This window comes from Cellvibrio sp. KY-YJ-3 (assembly GCF_008806955.1).
Classification (GTDB): Bacteria; Pseudomonadota; Gammaproteobacteria; order Pseudomonadales; family Cellvibrionaceae; genus Cellvibrio.
In genome coordinates, this window is record NZ_CP031727.1 from 3,899,221 (window position 1) to 3,916,537 (window position 17,317).

The 17,317-nt window shown below is 50.7% G+C and carries 15 protein-coding genes; 8 read left to right on the top strand and 7 right to left on the bottom strand.

Translation table 11 applies throughout. The annotated features are described in order from the left end of the window. Window positions 1-8: 8 nt before the first annotated feature. The gene (locus D0B88_RS16480; protein ID WP_050977076.1) at window positions 9-944 is read right to left on the bottom strand and encodes a transporter substrate-binding domain-containing protein; all 936 of its coding nucleotides are present in this window, start codon (window positions 942-944) and stop codon (window positions 9-11) included. Window positions 945-1,259: 315 nt separating this feature from the next. Between D0B88_RS16480 and D0B88_RS16485 the strand changes: the two genes are divergently transcribed. From D0B88_RS16485 to D0B88_RS16495, 3 genes are read left to right on the top strand one after another with little or no spacing between them, the layout of a single operon-like run. Next, window positions 1,260-1,895, top strand: coding sequence for an energy transducer TonB (locus D0B88_RS16485; protein WP_007643792.1), 636 nt, complete (start codon window positions 1,260-1,262; stop codon window positions 1,893-1,895). A 58-nt stretch (window positions 1,896-1,953) separates the two neighbouring features. Further along, window positions 1,954-2,670, top strand: coding sequence for a MotA/TolQ/ExbB proton channel family protein (locus tag D0B88_RS16490; RefSeq protein WP_007643794.1), 717 nt, complete (start codon window positions 1,954-1,956; stop codon window positions 2,668-2,670). Window positions 2,671-2,673: 3 nt separating this feature from the next. After that, window positions 2,674-3,087: a biopolymer transporter ExbD gene (locus D0B88_RS16495; RefSeq protein WP_007643796.1), complete on the top strand. Its 414-nt coding sequence runs from the start codon at window positions 2,674-2,676 to the stop codon at window positions 3,085-3,087. Between the two features lie 40 nt (window positions 3,088-3,127). Here D0B88_RS16495 and D0B88_RS19025 read toward each other — a convergent pair whose 3' ends face one another. After that, a complete protein-coding gene (locus D0B88_RS19025) occupies window positions 3,128-3,271 on the bottom strand; it encodes a hypothetical protein (RefSeq protein WP_007643798.1) in 144 nt (47 codons plus the stop codon). A 153-nt stretch (window positions 3,272-3,424) separates the two neighbouring features. On the opposite strand from D0B88_RS19025, the gene D0B88_RS16500 reads away from it, so the two are divergent. Then, window positions 3,425-4,798: an MATE family efflux transporter gene (locus D0B88_RS16500; protein WP_151058513.1), complete on the top strand. Its 1,374-nt coding sequence runs from the start codon at window positions 3,425-3,427 to the stop codon at window positions 4,796-4,798. A gap of 66 nt (window positions 4,799-4,864) precedes the next feature. On the opposite strand, the gene D0B88_RS16505 is transcribed toward D0B88_RS16500, so the two are convergent. Then, complete coding sequence (locus tag D0B88_RS16505) at window positions 4,865-5,194, bottom strand: hypothetical protein (protein ID WP_007643802.1); 330 nt, start codon at window positions 5,192-5,194, stop codon at window positions 4,865-4,867. 343 nt (window positions 5,195-5,537) lie between these two features. Between D0B88_RS16505 and D0B88_RS16510 the strand changes: the two genes are divergently transcribed. Further along, window positions 5,538-6,353, top strand: coding sequence for a polysaccharide deacetylase family protein (locus D0B88_RS16510; RefSeq protein WP_007643804.1), 816 nt, complete (start codon window positions 5,538-5,540; stop codon window positions 6,351-6,353). A 141-nt stretch (window positions 6,354-6,494) separates the two neighbouring features. Here the strand turns inward: D0B88_RS16510 and D0B88_RS16515 are convergent, their stop codons facing one another. The 3 genes from D0B88_RS16515 to D0B88_RS16525 form a co-directional block, all read right to left on the bottom strand. Next, window positions 6,495-8,042, bottom strand: a complete 1,548-nt coding sequence (locus tag D0B88_RS16515; RefSeq protein WP_151058515.1) for a hypothetical protein — start codon at window positions 8,040-8,042, stop codon at window positions 6,495-6,497. A 59-nt stretch (window positions 8,043-8,101) separates the two neighbouring features. Next, on the bottom strand, window positions 8,102-9,715 hold the full coding sequence (treA, locus tag D0B88_RS16520) for an alpha,alpha-trehalase TreA (RefSeq protein WP_151058518.1): 1,614 nt from the start codon (window positions 9,713-9,715) through the stop codon (window positions 8,102-8,104). A 65-nt stretch (window positions 9,716-9,780) separates the two neighbouring features. Next, the gene (locus tag D0B88_RS16525; protein ID WP_151058520.1) at window positions 9,781-12,105 is read right to left on the bottom strand and encodes a TonB-dependent receptor; all 2,325 of its coding nucleotides are present in this window, start codon (window positions 12,103-12,105) and stop codon (window positions 9,781-9,783) included. 287 nt (window positions 12,106-12,392) lie between these two features. Here D0B88_RS16525 and D0B88_RS16530 point away from each other — a divergent pair, with 287 nt between their 5' ends. Both D0B88_RS16530 and D0B88_RS16535 read left to right on the top strand, forming a co-directional pair. Continuing rightward, window positions 12,393-13,682 carry a sugar MFS transporter gene (locus D0B88_RS16530; RefSeq protein WP_151058522.1) on the top strand — a complete coding sequence of 430 codons (1,290 nt, stop codon included), beginning with the start codon at window positions 12,393-12,395 and terminating at the stop codon, window positions 13,680-13,682. Window positions 13,683-13,759: 77 nt separating this feature from the next. After that, window positions 13,760-14,773 (top strand): LacI family DNA-binding transcriptional regulator, encoded by a 1,014-nt coding sequence (locus D0B88_RS16535; RefSeq protein WP_007643817.1) that lies wholly within the window; start codon window positions 13,760-13,762, stop codon window positions 14,771-14,773. Between the two features lie 86 nt (window positions 14,774-14,859). On the opposite strand, the gene rlmE is transcribed toward D0B88_RS16535, so the two are convergent. Further along, on the bottom strand, window positions 14,860-15,480 hold the full coding sequence (gene rlmE / locus D0B88_RS16540) for a 23S rRNA (uridine(2552)-2'-O)-methyltransferase RlmE (protein WP_007643818.1): 621 nt from the start codon (window positions 15,478-15,480) through the stop codon (window positions 14,860-14,862). A gap of 214 nt (window positions 15,481-15,694) precedes the next feature. On the opposite strand from rlmE, the gene D0B88_RS16545 reads away from it, so the two are divergent. Beyond that, a complete protein-coding gene (locus tag D0B88_RS16545) occupies window positions 15,695-17,317 on the top strand; it encodes an NAD(P)/FAD-dependent oxidoreductase (RefSeq protein WP_151058524.1) in 1,623 nt (540 codons plus the stop codon).

Below are 17,317 nucleotides of genomic sequence, written 5' to 3' on the forward strand. Positions count from 1 at the left end.
TAAACTCCTTAGTCGAGGAAGCTGGGCACCTTTTGCAGGTGGGCGGGCAGCAGCGGGTTGTGCAGCACAAAGTAGTCCCCCTGCTGCTGTTTGATCAAGGCGATTTCAGCGGCAAAGGTGCGCGTAAACAACTCATCAAATGAACCATCGGACTGGGCAATGCGCAACCCCTCCTCCAGGCGCTGGGCCAATTCCGACTCATGAATGCTCACATAAAACACAAAAGGCAAAGGAAAATAGAGCAAAGGGCGCTGTGCCACTACCATCTTGTAGCCCCGTTCAGCCTGACTCTCCAGTAGCAGTGGCGCCTCCACAATACTCATGGGGACATAGTCATAGCGCTTGGCGTTTAACATCGCCAGTACATTGCTGATATTGGAGCTGTCTTGCACCTGATAGCCATTGGCGCGATAAACATCCGTATCCACCCAGCCACGCACTTGCCCCGCCACGAGACGTTTTAAGGCAGATACCTGGGTGATGGCGGCAAAACGAGCCTGATCCTCGCTCCGGACAATCAAGTGACGATAGCCCAGCAAGCCTTTATAAAGCGGGATATCAATCCGGATAGCAGGATCAGCGCTTCGCCCCACCGACTGACTCACCCGCCGCCAAGGGCCAACCTGCACATTGATTATTTTCCCCCGGCTCAGCTCGCGTCGCACACGGGGCGTGGAGAATTCGGCTTTTACGCGCAGGATTTTGAATGCACCATGACTGCTACGGGTTTTATCCAGCGCCAGCCGTAACAGCTGCACCTGATAATCATCGCGCTTGGGGGTTACTCCCCAATCCCAATAGCGGTATTCCATGGTTTCTTTGGTGCCCGGCTCGGTATTCGGCTGGGCGCTGACCAAGGGCGCGCCCAGTGCCAACAGCACTAACAGGCCGTAGCCGACAAGGGCATGGTTAGAGAAAAAATGCTCTCGATTGATTTGACTCATAACGGCAAACACAATTTTTTATTAGCTTTATATACAAACACAGGGGGCAAGCACTGATCGCGACTGCTGGGTAGGTTAACACCCGCAGGCCGCATTTACCCTTGGCTGGATGGTTTTTTATTTCTTAAAAATCCCGCTAAATCAAGCTTTTAGGAATAAGAACAGCCAGAGCCTTCACCGGTAACCCAGCCAATTGTTCAGGCAATCGCTCGCTTTCTTTGACTAAACAGGAGTTTATATTGCCTTTACATTTGAGAAGAATTATCATTAACACTGTTTTGTTATTTAACCCTTGCCAAGGCTAGTGCTTCGTTGATGTCGTCCAAACACAGCTCACTGATTTCTCTTCTGCTCGTTGCTGGTGTGCATCTGGGAGCATTAGCGGCAATCGTTTTGTCCGCGCCTGAACCCGCGCCGGTGGAGATAGTTCAACCCACTATTCAAGGTGTGATTGTGATGGCGGAACCAGAGCCAACGCCACCACCGCCCGAACCGCTCCCGCCACCACCACCCCCGGAAAAAAAGCCGGAACCAACGCCCAAGCCAAAACCCAAACCGCTGCCCAAAGCACCGCCGTCCGAGCGGGCAGTAAAGGCACCCGAACCAGAACCACTACCGACTCCACCGGTCGCACAACCGGCTGAACCCAAACCGGCAGCACCTGCACCCGTAGTGCCACCGCGCGCCGATGCCGGGCAAATCAGCAACCCCGCACCAGCCTACCCCAGCCTCTCGCGGCGTTTACGGGAAGAAGGGCTGGTGGTGCTTGAAATTCTCATTCGCGCCGACGGCAGCGTCGGCGAGATAAAACTGAAAGCCAGCAGTGGTTTCAAACGGCTGGATGAAGCGGCGATCAATGCTGTGAAACGTTGGCGTTACCAACCCGCCACCCAGGGCGGCCAAGCCATCGATTTCTGGTACGAACAGCCACTCGAATTTAATTTGCACTGATTGTTTTACTCGGATTGCCACAACTGATTTTTACTTCTACCGCTACAACGAGGTTTTTATGGATTCACCTTACGGCATAGCTTCCATCTGGGCACAGGGCGACGCACTGATCAAAGGTGTCGCAATTATTTTGCTCGTCATGTCCATCGCCAGCTGGTGGGTAATTGTGGTGCGCGCCTGGGGCCTGTGGCGCCTGCGCAGCTCGGCTCAGGGCTTAAACGATTTCTGGCACGCCCAAAGTTTTGCCGAGGGTTTGCGCACCTTGGGGGAAGATCGCACCACTCCATTTCGCCATTTAGCCGAAGAAGGTCAGGCGGCGCTGGATCACCACAGCAACCACAAAGATGACTTGCACGGTCACTTGCCGCTCGCCGAATGGCTCACTGCCTGCTTGCGTGGTTCTATCGATGAAAGCGCCGAACGTTTACAGCGTGGTTTGGCGGTGTTGGCGTCAGTGGGATCTACCGCGCCGTTTGTAGGTTTGTTTGGCACCGTGTGGGGTATTTACCATGCGTTGGTTGGCATTGGTGTATCGGGTCAGGCGAGTATCGACAAAGTAGCCGGCCCGGTAGGTGAAGCATTGATCATGACCGCCTTTGGTTTGGCCGTCGCCATTCCAGCGGTGCTGGGCTACAACGCCTTAAACCGCGCCAATAAAGGTGTACTCAACAAGCTCAACCGTTTTGCCCATCAGCTGCACGCTTATTTCATCACCGGCAGCCCAATGCAAAACAAAGGCACCATCACCAAACTTACTCCGCGCAAAGAGGGTTAAGCCATGGCATTTGGTGGAGGTCTCGACGACGATAGCGAAGTCATGAGCGAAATCAACATGACGCCCTTGGTGGATGTCATGTTGGTATTGCTGATTATTTTTATTATCACCGTGCCGGTATTAACCCATTCGGTAAAAGTGGATTTACCGCGTGCCGACAATACCCCCAATGAATTAAAACCGGAAACTATCAGCCTTGCCGTCAATGCCGACGGGGCGATTTTCTGGAACGAAACCCAAGTCAGTTTTGAGGATTTGGAAGCCCGCCTCACCGCTGAAGCAAGCAAACAACCGCAACCGGAAATTCACATTCGCGGCGATAAAGCGGCGGCCTACGAACATGTGATACAAACCATGGCGGCGGTGCAGCGAGCGGGTATTTTAAAATTAGGATTTGTCACCGAACCCGGCAATTAGCCGGGTTTTTTATTTTTAGCGGGCTTAATGCTGTGCGGGGCTAATGCGGTGCGGGTTTTGGCTGTCCATCGTCACGCCAGGGTTTGCCATCGCAAGTGGCATAGTGCGGGCAAGTGTCCATACAACCCCGGCAGGGCAAATGCACCGGGGTATTATTTTCGGTGGGGCTGACTGGCTGCGACATATTCTCTCCATTATCTATTTAGGTGGGTTATCCGGTTATACGCAAGTCGCCGCCTTTTAGGCGCATATCCATGCAGTTATTCTTCGCCCAACTGATATATTCACTCGACTCCCTATCAATAACTCACCATCCCGTTGAATAACTTCTTACCCAATGAATAACACCACCACTTCAGATCACCCACAGCCAGCCCCGCTGGTTAATACCCGTCACAGCGCGATTATTCGCTTGGCGATTCCGATTATTCTCGCCAATGCCGCCGTGCCCTTGCTCGGTTTGGTGGATACCGCCGTGATCGGCCACAGCGGCACCGCTGCAGATTTGGGCGCAATTGCGCTGGGTTCGCTGATTTTCAGTTTTCTCTTCTGGGGTTTTGGTTTTTTGCGCATGGGCACCAGCGGTTTTACCGCCCAGGCGGCGGGCGCCGGTGATTACCGCGAAGTGCGCACGGCTTATGGACGAGCGCTGCTGCTGGGCGTTGCAATTGGGTTGCTACTGATCTTGCTGCAGTACCCGTTAAATCTGCTCGCGTTTTGGTTGTTGGATGGCAGTGTTGCCGTTGAGCAAGCCGCGCAGGTTTATATGCATACGCGCATTTGGGGCGCACCAGCCACACTCGCCACCTACGCGATTATGGGCACGCTGATTGGCCTTGGGCACACCCGGCAATTACTCTGGTTACAACTACTGCTGAATGGCGTGAACTTAATTCTGGATGTGGTTTTTGTTGTGGGGTTTGACTGGGGGGTGCGCGGCATAGCGTTAGGTACGGTTATCGCCGAATGGACTTGTGTGCTAGTGGGCGCGCGGGTTCTTTATCGGCTGCTACGCAAACCGCAGGCGGAATCTTTTTTTATTTGGTCCCATATTTTTCAGCGCAGCGCATTAGTCAGTACCTTAAAAACCAATAGTGACATCATGTGGCGCACGCTGTTTATGCTCACCGGTTTTGGCTGGTTCGCTAATCAAGGGGCGCAATTTGGCGATACGGTGCTCGCGGCCAACCATATCCTGTTACAGTTTTTGTCCTTTGCGGCGTTTTTTCTGGATGGTTTTGCTTTTGCGTTGGAGTCGCTGGTAGGTAAAGCCATAGGTGCGCGCAATCGCCAGTTGTTTGATCGCGTGATTGTGGTCTCCACCCAAATTGCTGCTGCCTGTGCCGCCGGATTAATGCTTTTATTGTTGCTGTTTGGACCGCTGGCGATTAACGCATTGAACCCGCATCCAGCCATCCAACTGCAAGCGCAAACTTACCTGCCCTATGCCGCTACTTATGTGTTGTTGTCATTTATGGCATTTCAGCTGGACGGGATTTTTATTGGCGCCACCGCCAGCCGCGCCATGCGTAACGCGGCGCTGGTATCGCTGCTGATATTCCTCGCTGCCGCGTGGCTGCTCGTTGAATGGGCGGGCAACCAGGGTCTGTGGTTGGCATTTATTCTCTACGTTATCGCCCGCGCACTTGCGCTCGGGGCTTATTTACCGGCGTTGCGTCGGCAGTTGCCACCCACCGCAAGCACCGGCTAACGAGCCCGACTAACAAACTCGGTTAACGATCTCGACTAAAAAGTTACGCTTTATAAAAAATACGCATCAACTACTGACTTGATGCTTTTGCAGGTGTTTCTCCAACAACTGCATAAAGCGCGGCTCGGGGCCGATATCCTCATACAGCGGATCACCCATTTCATCGGTGGCGATCACTCGATTGCCCTGCACATAGGGAAAACTTTCCTCCACCATATTTAACGCGGCGGATAAAAGTTCACGAATTAATTGCTCCTTGGTGCGTTTGGGGTACATCTCCGCCAAAGCATCAATACGCGCCGCATCTTCAATGGTGAGATGCACATTGTAGGTATCCTTGGTCAGAATCCCCTGCGCCTGTTTTTCCCACTCGCTAACCAAACCTTTTAACGACATATATCTGCTCCTTTTACTGCAATTAAGAGAGAAACAATTGTTCGCTGCCCAGACTGAACGGTAAATGAACTGTGAGGCGCAATGTGAGGTGTACCCTGCGTTGTGTCATGTATTGAGTGTAGTCCACCGATTGTCATTAACGCCCTGCGCACGTAAAAAATCCTTACAAATATTCACATTAGCCCAGTGACAAAATGGCAACCTACCGTAGCAAATTCAACCTACAGCAGCTATGGTTAGCAACACAAAAACAATAATCGCCATCCGTTAAATAGGTTCAGCCGCACCCACAAAAACAATCACCTTAGAAACATTCACAATAGAAACAACAGAGACAAAAACAATGACGAAAAAAATAATTCCTTTAGTTGTCAGTCTGGGGCTGGCTTTCGGCAGCCAACTCACTCTCGCGGCAGACAAAACTTTCAAATGGCCAAACGGTGCCAAGGCGGCAATAAACCTGGCCTATGACGATGCCCTACCCTCGCAGTTGGATAACGCGATCCCGGCGCTGGACAAATACGGCTTAAAAGGTAGTTTTTATTTAACGCTGGGGGCAGACACAGTTGCTACGCGCATGGCTGACTGGCGCAAAGCAGCGGTGAATGGCCATGAGCTTGCCAACCACACACTGTTTCACCAGTGCTCACGTAAAGGTGCCGGGCGCGAATGGGTTCATCCGGAAAATGATTTGGACAAGGTCAGCGCTACCCAACTCGCCGCACAAATTCGCGTAGGCAATATTATGCTGCATGCGATTGATGGCAAAACCGAGCGTACTTTCACGACTCCCTGCGGCGATTTAAACGCAGCCGGCACGCCCTATTTACCCTTGGTAAAAAGTGAATTTGTTGCGGCCAAAGCCGCGTTTGGTACTGTGGTGCCGGACATGAAAACCCTTGACCCCTACGCGGTAGTAGTGGCTACCCCGGCCGAGGTAAGTGGTAAGGAATTAATTGCACTGGTAAAAGAAGCGGCTGCAAAAGGCACCATGATGAATTTCACCCTTCATGGTATTGGCGGCGATCACCTGAGTATTTCTAATGAGGCGCACGAAGAATTGTTAAAGTATCTCGCGGACAATAAAGATATTTATTGGACCGATACTTTTATCAATATTATGAAGTACGTGAAAGAACAACAGAAAACCCTGAATTAAATTCTATCATCCACCACATCCGCTACAGCGAAATCGCGCACACCAAACAGATTGACTCTACTGGTGTTCGCGACTGAAAAAACACACTTACTTCATCGTCCTACCCGCGAACGCGGGTATCCATAAAAATCAAGAGCTTAATTAAACTTCCAAAAATAACTTTTCTTTGCTGGCAATTAATAATTCATGCACCGCGCTGCGTTGATTATTGGCATTGAGCTTTTTCATCAACTCGGCATATTCCTGTAAGCGCCTGTCACCATATTCATAAGCTTCACGCTCAACTAATTTATAATTTTCAAACTGCTGACGCTCGGTTTCTTTATTGACTTCTTGTTCCATCCAGAGATTATTCACCCGGTCACCCGTCATGGATAAAATGCGGCTATTATCTGCAGTTTTACGCTCATGCACATAGGTGTAATTAGCACCCAACATATCCAGCGAGTCATTAGGGGTATGTTCAAATTTGCTGTAACTAAAGTCGTAACGGGTATTTTGTTTTATCAACAAATTATCACCGTTTTGCTCGGTACGAGTCTGTTGCTCCAGTGTCAAACTCATCGCGGCCACTTGTGAGTAATAACCCGGGTTGTGATACACCGGAGAGCGAAAGCTGGCCGTAAAATCCGGCATGCCGGAATCAAATGCGGCGATGGCTTCTTGCGCAGCATCACTCTCCGTATCCCCTTCAGCAATAACAGATTTTAAAAAACTGCCAAACACTGAATTAAACGCATCCAACATAAACCGCTTGGAAGCATTGGGAGCTGCACTTTCGTCGCTTGCCTGCGCGATTAAATCCAGGTATTGCTGTAGCACATCGCGTTCAAGGTTTGGTGTGCCCGCCAAACTTTGCAACTGGCTGGTGATATTGACGCTATAACCCTTTACATCCTCTGCGCGCAGGGTTTGGGTTTGCGCGACCTCATCCACACTGAATTCATAACTGTGTTCAACGTAGGTATCCGTCGCAGGATTGAAGCGCTGCAAGGTGAAATTGAACCCGGTAATAAATTGGGTATCAACATCTTTTAAGCCGCGCAGTTGGGTAGTGTCGGCGCGAAAAAATTCATCGCCCATAGCCCCCAATTTTTCCATTAAGGCGGCCAGCGCTTTTTGTTCGCCTTCTGACAAATCGCCATCCACAACCAATGAAAACTCCATCACTGAAGTGCCATCGCGAATATTATTGCGGCTGAATTGGATATTGATGCTATCGCCATCTTTCGTGCGCAGATTCAAAAATACTGACTCAATGCGCTTGCCTTTCGCGGCGGAGAAATCCGGGGAAAACTTATCGACAGCTACCTTGGGTGGTACGCGAAATTGACGAACCTCATTGCGATATTCACTGGTTTCGCGGCTCAGTGCCGCAACCTGACTAAACAGGCTGCTCACGGAAAATTTGGCTTTGTTGTCTTTGATTTGCGCCAGTGAATTCACCAGCGCCTGGTTCGCGGCCTGGGCGGCAGCACCGGTGTGGGATTTGTCGCGTACATAGGTCGCAACTACCATGGGCTCGGAATAAACCGGCGGTGGGTCAATCACCGGATTAATGGTGACAATCGCAGCGGGCGAGCCTACCGCTTCAGGTGAGACAGGCGCCGGGGTTGGGGCCAATGGCGCCGTGGTAACGGGGCTGTTACGGGATATAGCATCAGTCAGATTCAGGACAGAAATTTCCATGGGATAGCATCTCCATTAATTCCCTATGCTTATCGGCAGATATCCCAAAAACTTTTGCCTTATTCCGCCAACAATGCCAATAACACGCCATTCGTCCAGCCAAAACCGTCCTGCAACTCGTATTCGCCGCCGCCGCCGGGTAGGTGAATATCGTAAACGTTATATTTCTCTACCAACTTACCGGTAGTGTGGTAGACCTCGCGATTTAAATTTACCCAGCGGGATTTAACCTGATCCGCAGTGTCGTAGTGTTGGTAATGACGCAGACCTTGAATCGCCAACCACTGCAGGGGTGCCCAGCCGTTGGGGGCGTCCCACTGCTGACCGGTGTTGGCCAGTGTGGTGGTGAGGCCACCGGCTTGTAAAAAATCCTGCGCGATTTTTTGTGCAACTTGATCGGCCATGGACTGATCCACCATGCCGAAATACAGTGGAAAAATGGCTGCGAGCGACAGCACTGGCGTTTGTTGTTGCGCGCTAACATCGTAGTCGTGAAAGAAACCGGTTGTTTCATTCCAAAAATATTTCAATACAGCCTGCTGACGCTGCCCAGCCAAACGCAAAAATTTATCGGCTTCAGCGCGATTACCTTCCAATGCATAAATGTGCGCTAACATTTTTTCCATATTAAACAGCAGCGCATTGAGATCCACCGGGACTATGTCAGTGGTGTGAATAGTTTTCATGTCCGCAGGATTTTTAAACCAGCGGCTGCTGAAATCCCACCCGGATTCCGCTGCCGCGCGCACATGGCGATAAAGCTCTGCTTTGTTCGCACCCGCCCCTTCCGCCAGTTCATAGTCTTCTTTGAATGATTCCGGCCGCGGTGCGGCTATATCGTCCCAGTAGCGATTCAATACACTGCCATCGGCCATTCGCACCACGCGGCGATGAGCAGGTGCCGCTGCCGTTAATTGCAACGCTCCGCTCATCCAGAATTCATATTCTTTAACAAGCGATGGCAAATACTGCGCATAGATTTTTTCGCCTTTATGCTGCGCCAATAACTCGACCATCAATGCAAAAAAGGGTGGTTGTGAACGGCCTTCGTAGTATGTGCGGTTGCCATTGGGAATAAACCCACGGCTATTAATCAGGTAAGAAAAGTTATTCACCATGCCTTCAATTAAATCCCAGCGACCAGAAACCTGCAGGCCAAGCATAGTGAAATAACTATCCCAATAATAAACTTCGCGAAAGCGCCCACCGGGCACCACATAGGCATTGGGTAGGGGAATTAAACTGCCATTGGTATTCACGGCAGTATGGGGTTGGCGCGTCAGCAAATCCCAGAGCTGGCTAATATGCTGTTCCACCGGTTGATGGATATCACTTTTAAAATCAGCGGCAACCCCATGGGGTAATTCAAAATGTTCACGCACGAATTTTTCCAAATCAAAATCCGGTTGTGTTTTTTGAGTTTGGTACAGCGCCGCAATTTGCACCATGGGCTGATGGGGAATGCTATCCACAAAGGTTTTGGAGTCGGGAAACAAATTGGATAGCTGAATTTCTTTAAACATAATTGCTTGGTTGCCATCGACAGAAGTGAAAAGAATGGACGATGTGGCGCTTGTCTGCTGGGTAGAATTTTGCGCTGATGGGATTTCATTGTTGTCACTACAGGCCATCAGCAATAGTGCCAGTAGCAAGCCGATAATTGCTGGTTTCATCGACCACTCCGTGAAGTCAAAAAGGGAGCCGGCCTTGGGCGCGGCTCCAAAGGCTATAGCGCGGATTAGAAGTTGTAACCCAGGCTCAGCTTCACATTGCGCGGCAGAATGTAACGGCCATTAGCCGATGCACCAGTCGCACGAGGGTCACTTTCGGTCAGCGCCAACTCATCGGTGGCATTGTCTACCGCTAACTGGATATTCAGGTTGTCGATATTCACTTGCACACCGAGATCCAATTTAGTGTAGCTGTCCAACGTATTGGTGTTGGCATTATCACCATAGCGATCACTGATCACACTGTAAGTCGCGTAGAGCGATGTCTCCACATTGCCGCCCAACGTGAGGTTATAGCTCGGGGTTAAGCGCATCATGTGGGTTGGCTGACGCAATACTTGATTGCCCGCCAGTGGTCCGTTGTCGATCTCTGGTTCTTGTACCGTCGCGTTTAAATCCAGCGTGAAATCTCCCAAGTACAATTTACCATCCAGCTCCACACCAATCGCTTTGGTTTCCAAACGAGTACAGCTGGCCGCGCCCACATCACAGAAAGGTTGGCCTTTGGTTTTGTTGGAAAAACCGGTGGCATAAAGTGAGTAGTTATCGCGCGACAATTTGTAACCCAACTCCAACTGACTGACATCAATAATCAAATCCGAGCCGTTGTTAAAATCGCCACGGAAATCGCGGTAGGCATCAAAGTCCGGATATTTAAAACCGTCGTTGATACGCACAAACACGCCCATGTCATCGCGGAAATTCCAGTTGGCGGCGGCGGTATAAGCGGTGTTACTTTCATCGGCATCGACAAAAAAATCATCGCGGCCATCCAGCGCGCCGTCATCTACCGCGTAACTGGTTTTGCGATTCGCAAGGCGCACACCGGCGTCCAACGTTACATCGCCAATGTAGGTTTCACCGGCGATATAAAACGCATTTTCACGGGCGTCGCCGCGGGCATCCACATCGTATTTCCAACCACAGGTGGCAACATCAGCCCCCTGGCAGGGATCACTAATACTCGCCGCACTGACTTGCTCGCCGTTGTGACCCAGTTGATACCATTTTTGGTTGCCGATGGACCATTGCTCACTGACATCCCACGCGGAACTGTAATAACCTAGGGTGAGTTTAAAATCGTCCCAGCGTTTGCCCAGGCTTAAATCGTTGTTAAACGCACTGATATCTTTTTTCACCACCCAGGGGCCAAATTGTTGCACCAGTTGGTTGGCTGCAAGGGGTGCACCGGTCACCGTCTCACCCGCTACGCCGCCGTTCAAACTGCCCAAGGTCACTGCTGCGCCCTGAGGCACAAAACCAAAAGTATCGGCATCACCTTTGGTCAAACTGAAGCGATCGATAAAGGTCCAGTCGTTGGCCAGGTTTAATTCCAGCGAGCCGCCGGTCACACTGCCATCCCAACCGCGCCCTTCGCCCATATCCATGGATTCCCAATTGATCGCCGAACCGCCGTTGCCATCCGCGCCAGACATAGGCACTAATACGTGGCGATTACGTTGGCCGACCTGGGTGTAACCCGCATCCAACCCGGTTTCAACACCGTTTACATCCAGCGCCACCGGCAAATACCAGGTGCCGTGGTCGTCGGTGCTGCGATGGAACAGATTGGCTTTGCCGTTATCGAGGATTTTGGTGAGGTTGACGGTGAACTGATGACCCTCTTCCGCATTAAAACCGGCATCGCGCACACCGGGCGATGAGCTGACATAACCGCCGATCATGTAATACAAATCATCGTCCAATTTGCCGCTGACCATACCGTCGATGCGCTGCAAATCGTAATCCGAGGTGGTGTAACGCAGCGCGCCTTCCGTTTCTTCACCACCCTCTTTCAAAATAAAGTTAGTGGTTAAACCGACCTGGCCGTTGGAGTACACGGGGTTGGGGCCACCGCGCAAACCCTCCAGCCGCTCAATGGTTTCATCCACCCGGAACAGGGTGGAGTTCTCCATAAACGACAAAGTCGGTGCAGGGAAAATTGCCAGGCCATTAATCGCTACGGTGACAAAATCCGCATCGCCACCACTGGGCAGGCCACGCACAAAAATATTGGCGCCGGACACACCGCCCGAACTCTCCACCCACACACCGGGGATGGTTTTTAACAAATCGGCAGTACTGGCCGGCGATACTTGTTTGATCTCTGCATCGTCCACCGTGGAAATCGCGAAGCTGGCATCAAAGCGCTTCACGCTGGCGCCGCCCGGTGTACCGGTAACGATCAACTCTTCAATTGTGTCACCGCCGTCCTGCGCCATAACCGGCGCCTGCACCAAACCCAGCGCAACCGCACCAAGGGCAAGGTTCAGGCAGGATTTACGGTGATGATTAACCTTAATAATGGCTCGTGTAAGTAGATTGATTTTCATGGGTTCTCCCCTGTCGTGGGCTAGTTATTGTTGGATTGCTATCGTTCTGTGTTGATTGTGTTGCCTCTTGCCGCAGGAAATTCACCCTTACAAAGCCCCTGTCCAAATAATATTAGAACCCAAAAAAACAAATTGCAATCGTTTGCAATATATTTTGCAAACGATTGCGAAAAAATCTGCAAACGATTGCCAAAGGAAAAATAGGTGATTAGACTCATTTCTCGGGCGATACTTAACGCCGTTAATAACAATGGCGCGACAAAAAACACAATAACGAGAACAGTGTTATGGCAATCACCAACCGACACCTGATGATTCTGGTGCTCATGTGCAACTACTTCCTGTTCGGCTTACTGCTGAACAGCGTCGGCATAGTCATCTTGCAATCCATCAACAGCTTTGGCGTAAGCAAAGAAAACGCAGCGCTGCTGGAAGGTTTTAAGGATTTACCCATCGCCATAGTGTCGTTTTTTGTCGCCTCGCTCCTGCCTCGTCTCGGCTACCGCAAGGCAATGCTGATTGCTGTATCACTGGTATTGTTGGCCTGCCTCGCCATGCCGGTGATTGCCAGTTTTTGGGCGACTAAATTATTTTTTCTCTGCGTAGGCTCGGCATTTGCGCTGATTAAAGTCTCGGTCTATGCCAGTGTCGGGCTGCTCACTAACAGCAAACAAAACCATGCCAGCCTGCTCAATAGCATTGAAGGGATTTTTATGTGCGGGGTGTTATCGGGCTATTGGATTTTCAGTGCGTTTATCGATGACCAGAACCCGGCCAGCAGCGCGTGGCTTAATGTGTATTGGCTGATTTCCGGGCTCTGCGCCTTCAACCTGTTGCTTATGTTCGCGGTTAAATTTGATGATCGCCCAGCTACTGATTCCACAACTGAACTCACTACCGAACCCACTAGCAAACTCACTACCAACACCAACCCAGCATCACCGGTAACCAGTCCCTTTGAAGACTTTATTGCCATGCTCAAGTTGGTATTGCGGCCCTTGGTATACAGCTTTATGGGCGCGATGTTTTTGTACGTACTGATCGAACAAGGCATAGGTACCTGGCTTCCCACTTTTAACAGTGAAGTGCTCAGACTACCCGCGAGTATCGCCGTGCAGATCACCAGTTTATTTGCGCTCAGCCTGGCTTTGGGGCGTTTGGGTGCGGGCTGGCTGCTGCGTTTTATTCCCTGGCACCTGTTTCTCGCCGGCTGTATTTTGGCTATGGCAACGCTGGTTATTCTCACCCTGCCCCTCGCCCACAATGTGGAAGCCAAGGCCGACAGCCACTGGTTTAACCTGCCGTTGGCGGCTTATATTTTCCCGCTGATTGGTTTGTTTATGGCGCCCATCTACCCGCTGCTTAATTCGCTGGTGCTCAGCTCCCTGCCCCAGCGCCAACAATCATCCATGACGGGTTTGATTATTATTTTCTCCGCTTTGGGCGGCACGACCGGCTCGATTATCACCGGCACGGTGTTTAATCAGTTCAGCGGTCAAACCGCGTTTTACTTGGCGCTGGTGCCTATGGCTTGTATTTTTCTGCTTATTTTTCATTTAAAACGCATAAGCAAATAACGTAAACCGGCGCGCGGTTGTATAAAACAAACGACTTACATACCATGCACCCAACAGAATCAGGGTGTTGTTATCTCATGAGTAAAATGTCATCGCCGCCAGTCTCCATTGCCGACATCGCACGACGCGCCGGAGTGGCGGAATCTACCGTCTCCCGCGCACTGAATAACAACCCGATTATCAACGAACAAACGCGGGAAAAAATTCAGGCGCTCGCGCGCGAAATGAATTACAAACTCAACACCGGCGCCCGCAATTTACGCCTGCAACGCAGCCATGCAATCTCTGTCGTAATTAACGCCCAAACCCACGACGGCCAAAAATTTTCTGACCCGTTTATGATGGATATGATCGGCGCAATTGCCGATGAATTACATCAGCATAATTACAGCTTATTGTTTTCCAGCCCCGCCATTACCAGCGACGATTGGCATTCCCATCTGCTCAGCTCCAAACGTTCCGATGGCATTATTGTGATAGGCACAGGGCGCGACGATACGCCGCTGCAAAAACTGCACGCTATGGGTGATGCACTGGTGGTATGGGGCGCCGCAACACCGGATACGCAATATTGCGTGGTGGGCAGCGATAATTATCAGGGCGGCCAAATTGCGGCGCAGCATTTACTCCAACGCGGCTGTAAACGTTTGGTTTTTTTAGGCGATATTGCCCACCCGGAAATTAACCAGCGCTTTCAAGGTTATTTTGATGTACTCAAAAAAGCGGGATTAGCAACTCAGGAGCGCCACGTGCAAGCGGCGTTTTCCATTGAATCCGGTTTTAATCACGTGAATGAATTACTGCAAGGCGAATTGGATTTTGATGGCATTTTTGCCGCAAGCGACAACATCGCCATGGGTGCGATTAACGCTCTGCAACAACAAGGTTATCGCGTACCAGAGGATGTTTCAGTCGTAGGTTTTGACGATATTCCTATCGCCCCGTTCTTTAGCCCACCGCTGACAACCATTCGCCAGAATATTCACGCGGGCGGAAAATTATTGGTAGAAAAAATTCTTAAACAAATTAACGGCGATGAAACCGTGAGCTCGCAAATGCTCGCCACGGAATTAGTCGTACGCAGCTCTTAATATTGAAAATAATCTTGGGACTGATACCGAGAATGAAGCTGAACTTGATGGGCAACGCGTAATGCGTAATGCGCATCAAGATTTGATTACCCTTTAAATCCCTTACCCACCACATACACTTCGCGCGAACGTGGGCGCGATGCATCGGGCTTACGAATCACCACTTTTTCAAATGAAGTACGCACTTCTTTCACGTAATCATCGTAGCCTTCACCGTGAAAAACCTTGGCGACAAAATCCCCTTTAGGTTTTAACACGCTGCGCGCCATATCCAACGCAAGCTCAACCAAGTACATGGACGATGCCTGATCCACCGCATCCACCCCGCTGATGTTGGGCGCCATATCGGAGATCACCACATCAGCGCGGTTACCGCCGAGCTTCTCCATGATTTGATTAAACACCACCTCTTCCGTGAAATCACCCTGAATAAAATCCACGTGCTCCAATGAATCCATCGGCAAAATATCCGACGCGATCACCCGCCCTTTTACCCCGACCAAACGCCCAGCGATTTGCGACCAGCTACCCGGAGCCGACCCCAAATCCACCACCATCATAGCGGGGCGAATCAGCTTATCTTTTTCATTCAACTCCAGCAGCTTATAAGCCGCGCGCGCTCGATAGCCATCCACTTGCGCCTTTTTAACATAGGGATCGTTGACGTGTTCTTCCAACCAACGGTTACTGCTTTTGGATCGAGCCATAAATATCACAAGTGTTCTGGAGAGATGGGCGTAGGCTCAAAGAAAATGAGCCCAAAAGGGTTGCTATTGTATGCCCTAAGGAACGATAAAACAAAAGCACTCAGCTACAGCCAGTGACGCATCGGTAGAAACCAGCGTAAAATACGCGCCACTCCATTGCTCTATTATTCTTTTACCTATCCCTTTGCCGGAAAGTTACCGGCCAGGAGCCATTATGATTCGCATTACCGAACTCCAACTGCCGTTGGACCACCCTACCGAAGCCCTGCGCACTGCCATCGTTAAACGCCTGAAAATCAAAGACGCAGATTTACTTGATTTCACCGTATTTAAACGCAGTTACGATGCGCGCAAAAAAAATAGCGAGATCATGTTTGTTTACATCATCGATTTGAATGTAACCAACGAAGAGAAAATTCTCAGCCGTTTTGCCGACGACAAAAATATTCGCCCCGCGCCGGACACTAATTACTACCCCGTTGCGGAAGCGCCCACCGATTTAAGCGAGCGCCCGCTGGTGATAGGTTTTGGCCCCTGCGGTTTATTCGCCGCACTCACTCTTGCGCAAATGGGTTTTAAACCGATTGTGTTGGAGCGCGGTAAAGATGTGCGCAGCCGCACCAAGGACACCTGGGCGCTGTGGCGCAACAAGGTACTAACACCCGAATCCAACGTACAGTTCGGTGAAGGTGGTGCCGGTTTATTTTCTGACGGAAAACTCTATAGCCAAATTAAAGATCCAAAATTTTACGGTCGCAAAGTGATGCACGAATTTGTGCGCGCCGGTGCGCCGGAAGAAATTATGTATGTGAGCAAACCGCACATAGGTACTTTCCGTTTGACCGGCGTAGTTGCCGCGATGCGCGAAGAAATTAAAAGCCTCGGCGGTGAAGTGCGCTTTGAAAGTAGAGTCACTGATTTTCTGATCGAAAATGGCCGCATTGAAGGGGTAACACTGGCCGATGGTGAAACACTGCGCAGCCGTTATGTAGTACTCGCACTCGGCCACAGCTCACGCGATACTTTTCGCAAATTACATGAACGCGGTGTGTATGTAGAAGCAAAACCGTTTGCGGTTGGCTTTCGTATCGAACACCCACAATCATTAATTGATGAGGCGCGTTTGGGCAAATACGCAGGCCACCCTGAACTCGGCGCCGCCGATTATAAAGTTGTCCATCACGCTAAAAATGGCCGCGCGGTGTACAGTTTTTGTATGTGCCCCGGTGGAACCGTGGTAGCCGCCACTTCGGAACCCAATCGCGTTGTTACCAACGGCATGAGCCAATATTCGCGCAACGAGCGCAATGCAAACTCAGGCATAGTCGTGGGTATTAATCCCGCAGAAGATTTCCCCGGTGGTCCACTCGCTGGTGTCGAGTTGCAAGAAAAATTGGAATCACACGCATTTGAATTGGGCGGAAAAGATTACTGCGCACCTGGGCAATTGGTCGGCGATTTTATTCGCGGCAAAGCGTCAACTGAATTCGGTGAAGTTGAACCGTCCTACAAACCCGGCGTGCTACTGGGCGACCTCGCCTCTTCACTGCCTGATTATGTTATCGAAGCGATCCGCGAAGCCCTGCCCGCATTTGGCAAACAAATTCGCGGCTTTGATCGTGACGATGCCATTCTCACCGGCATTGAAACCCGCACCTCATCACCTGTGCGTATTACCCGTGAGCATGAATCGCTACAAAGTTTAAACACTCGCGGTTTATACCCCGCCGGAGAAGGTGCTGGTTATGCTGGTGGTATTTTGTCGGCAGGTGTCGATGGTATTAAAGTTGCCGAAGCCGTTGCTAAAGCCATGCTCGCCGATTTACAAGGTGAATAA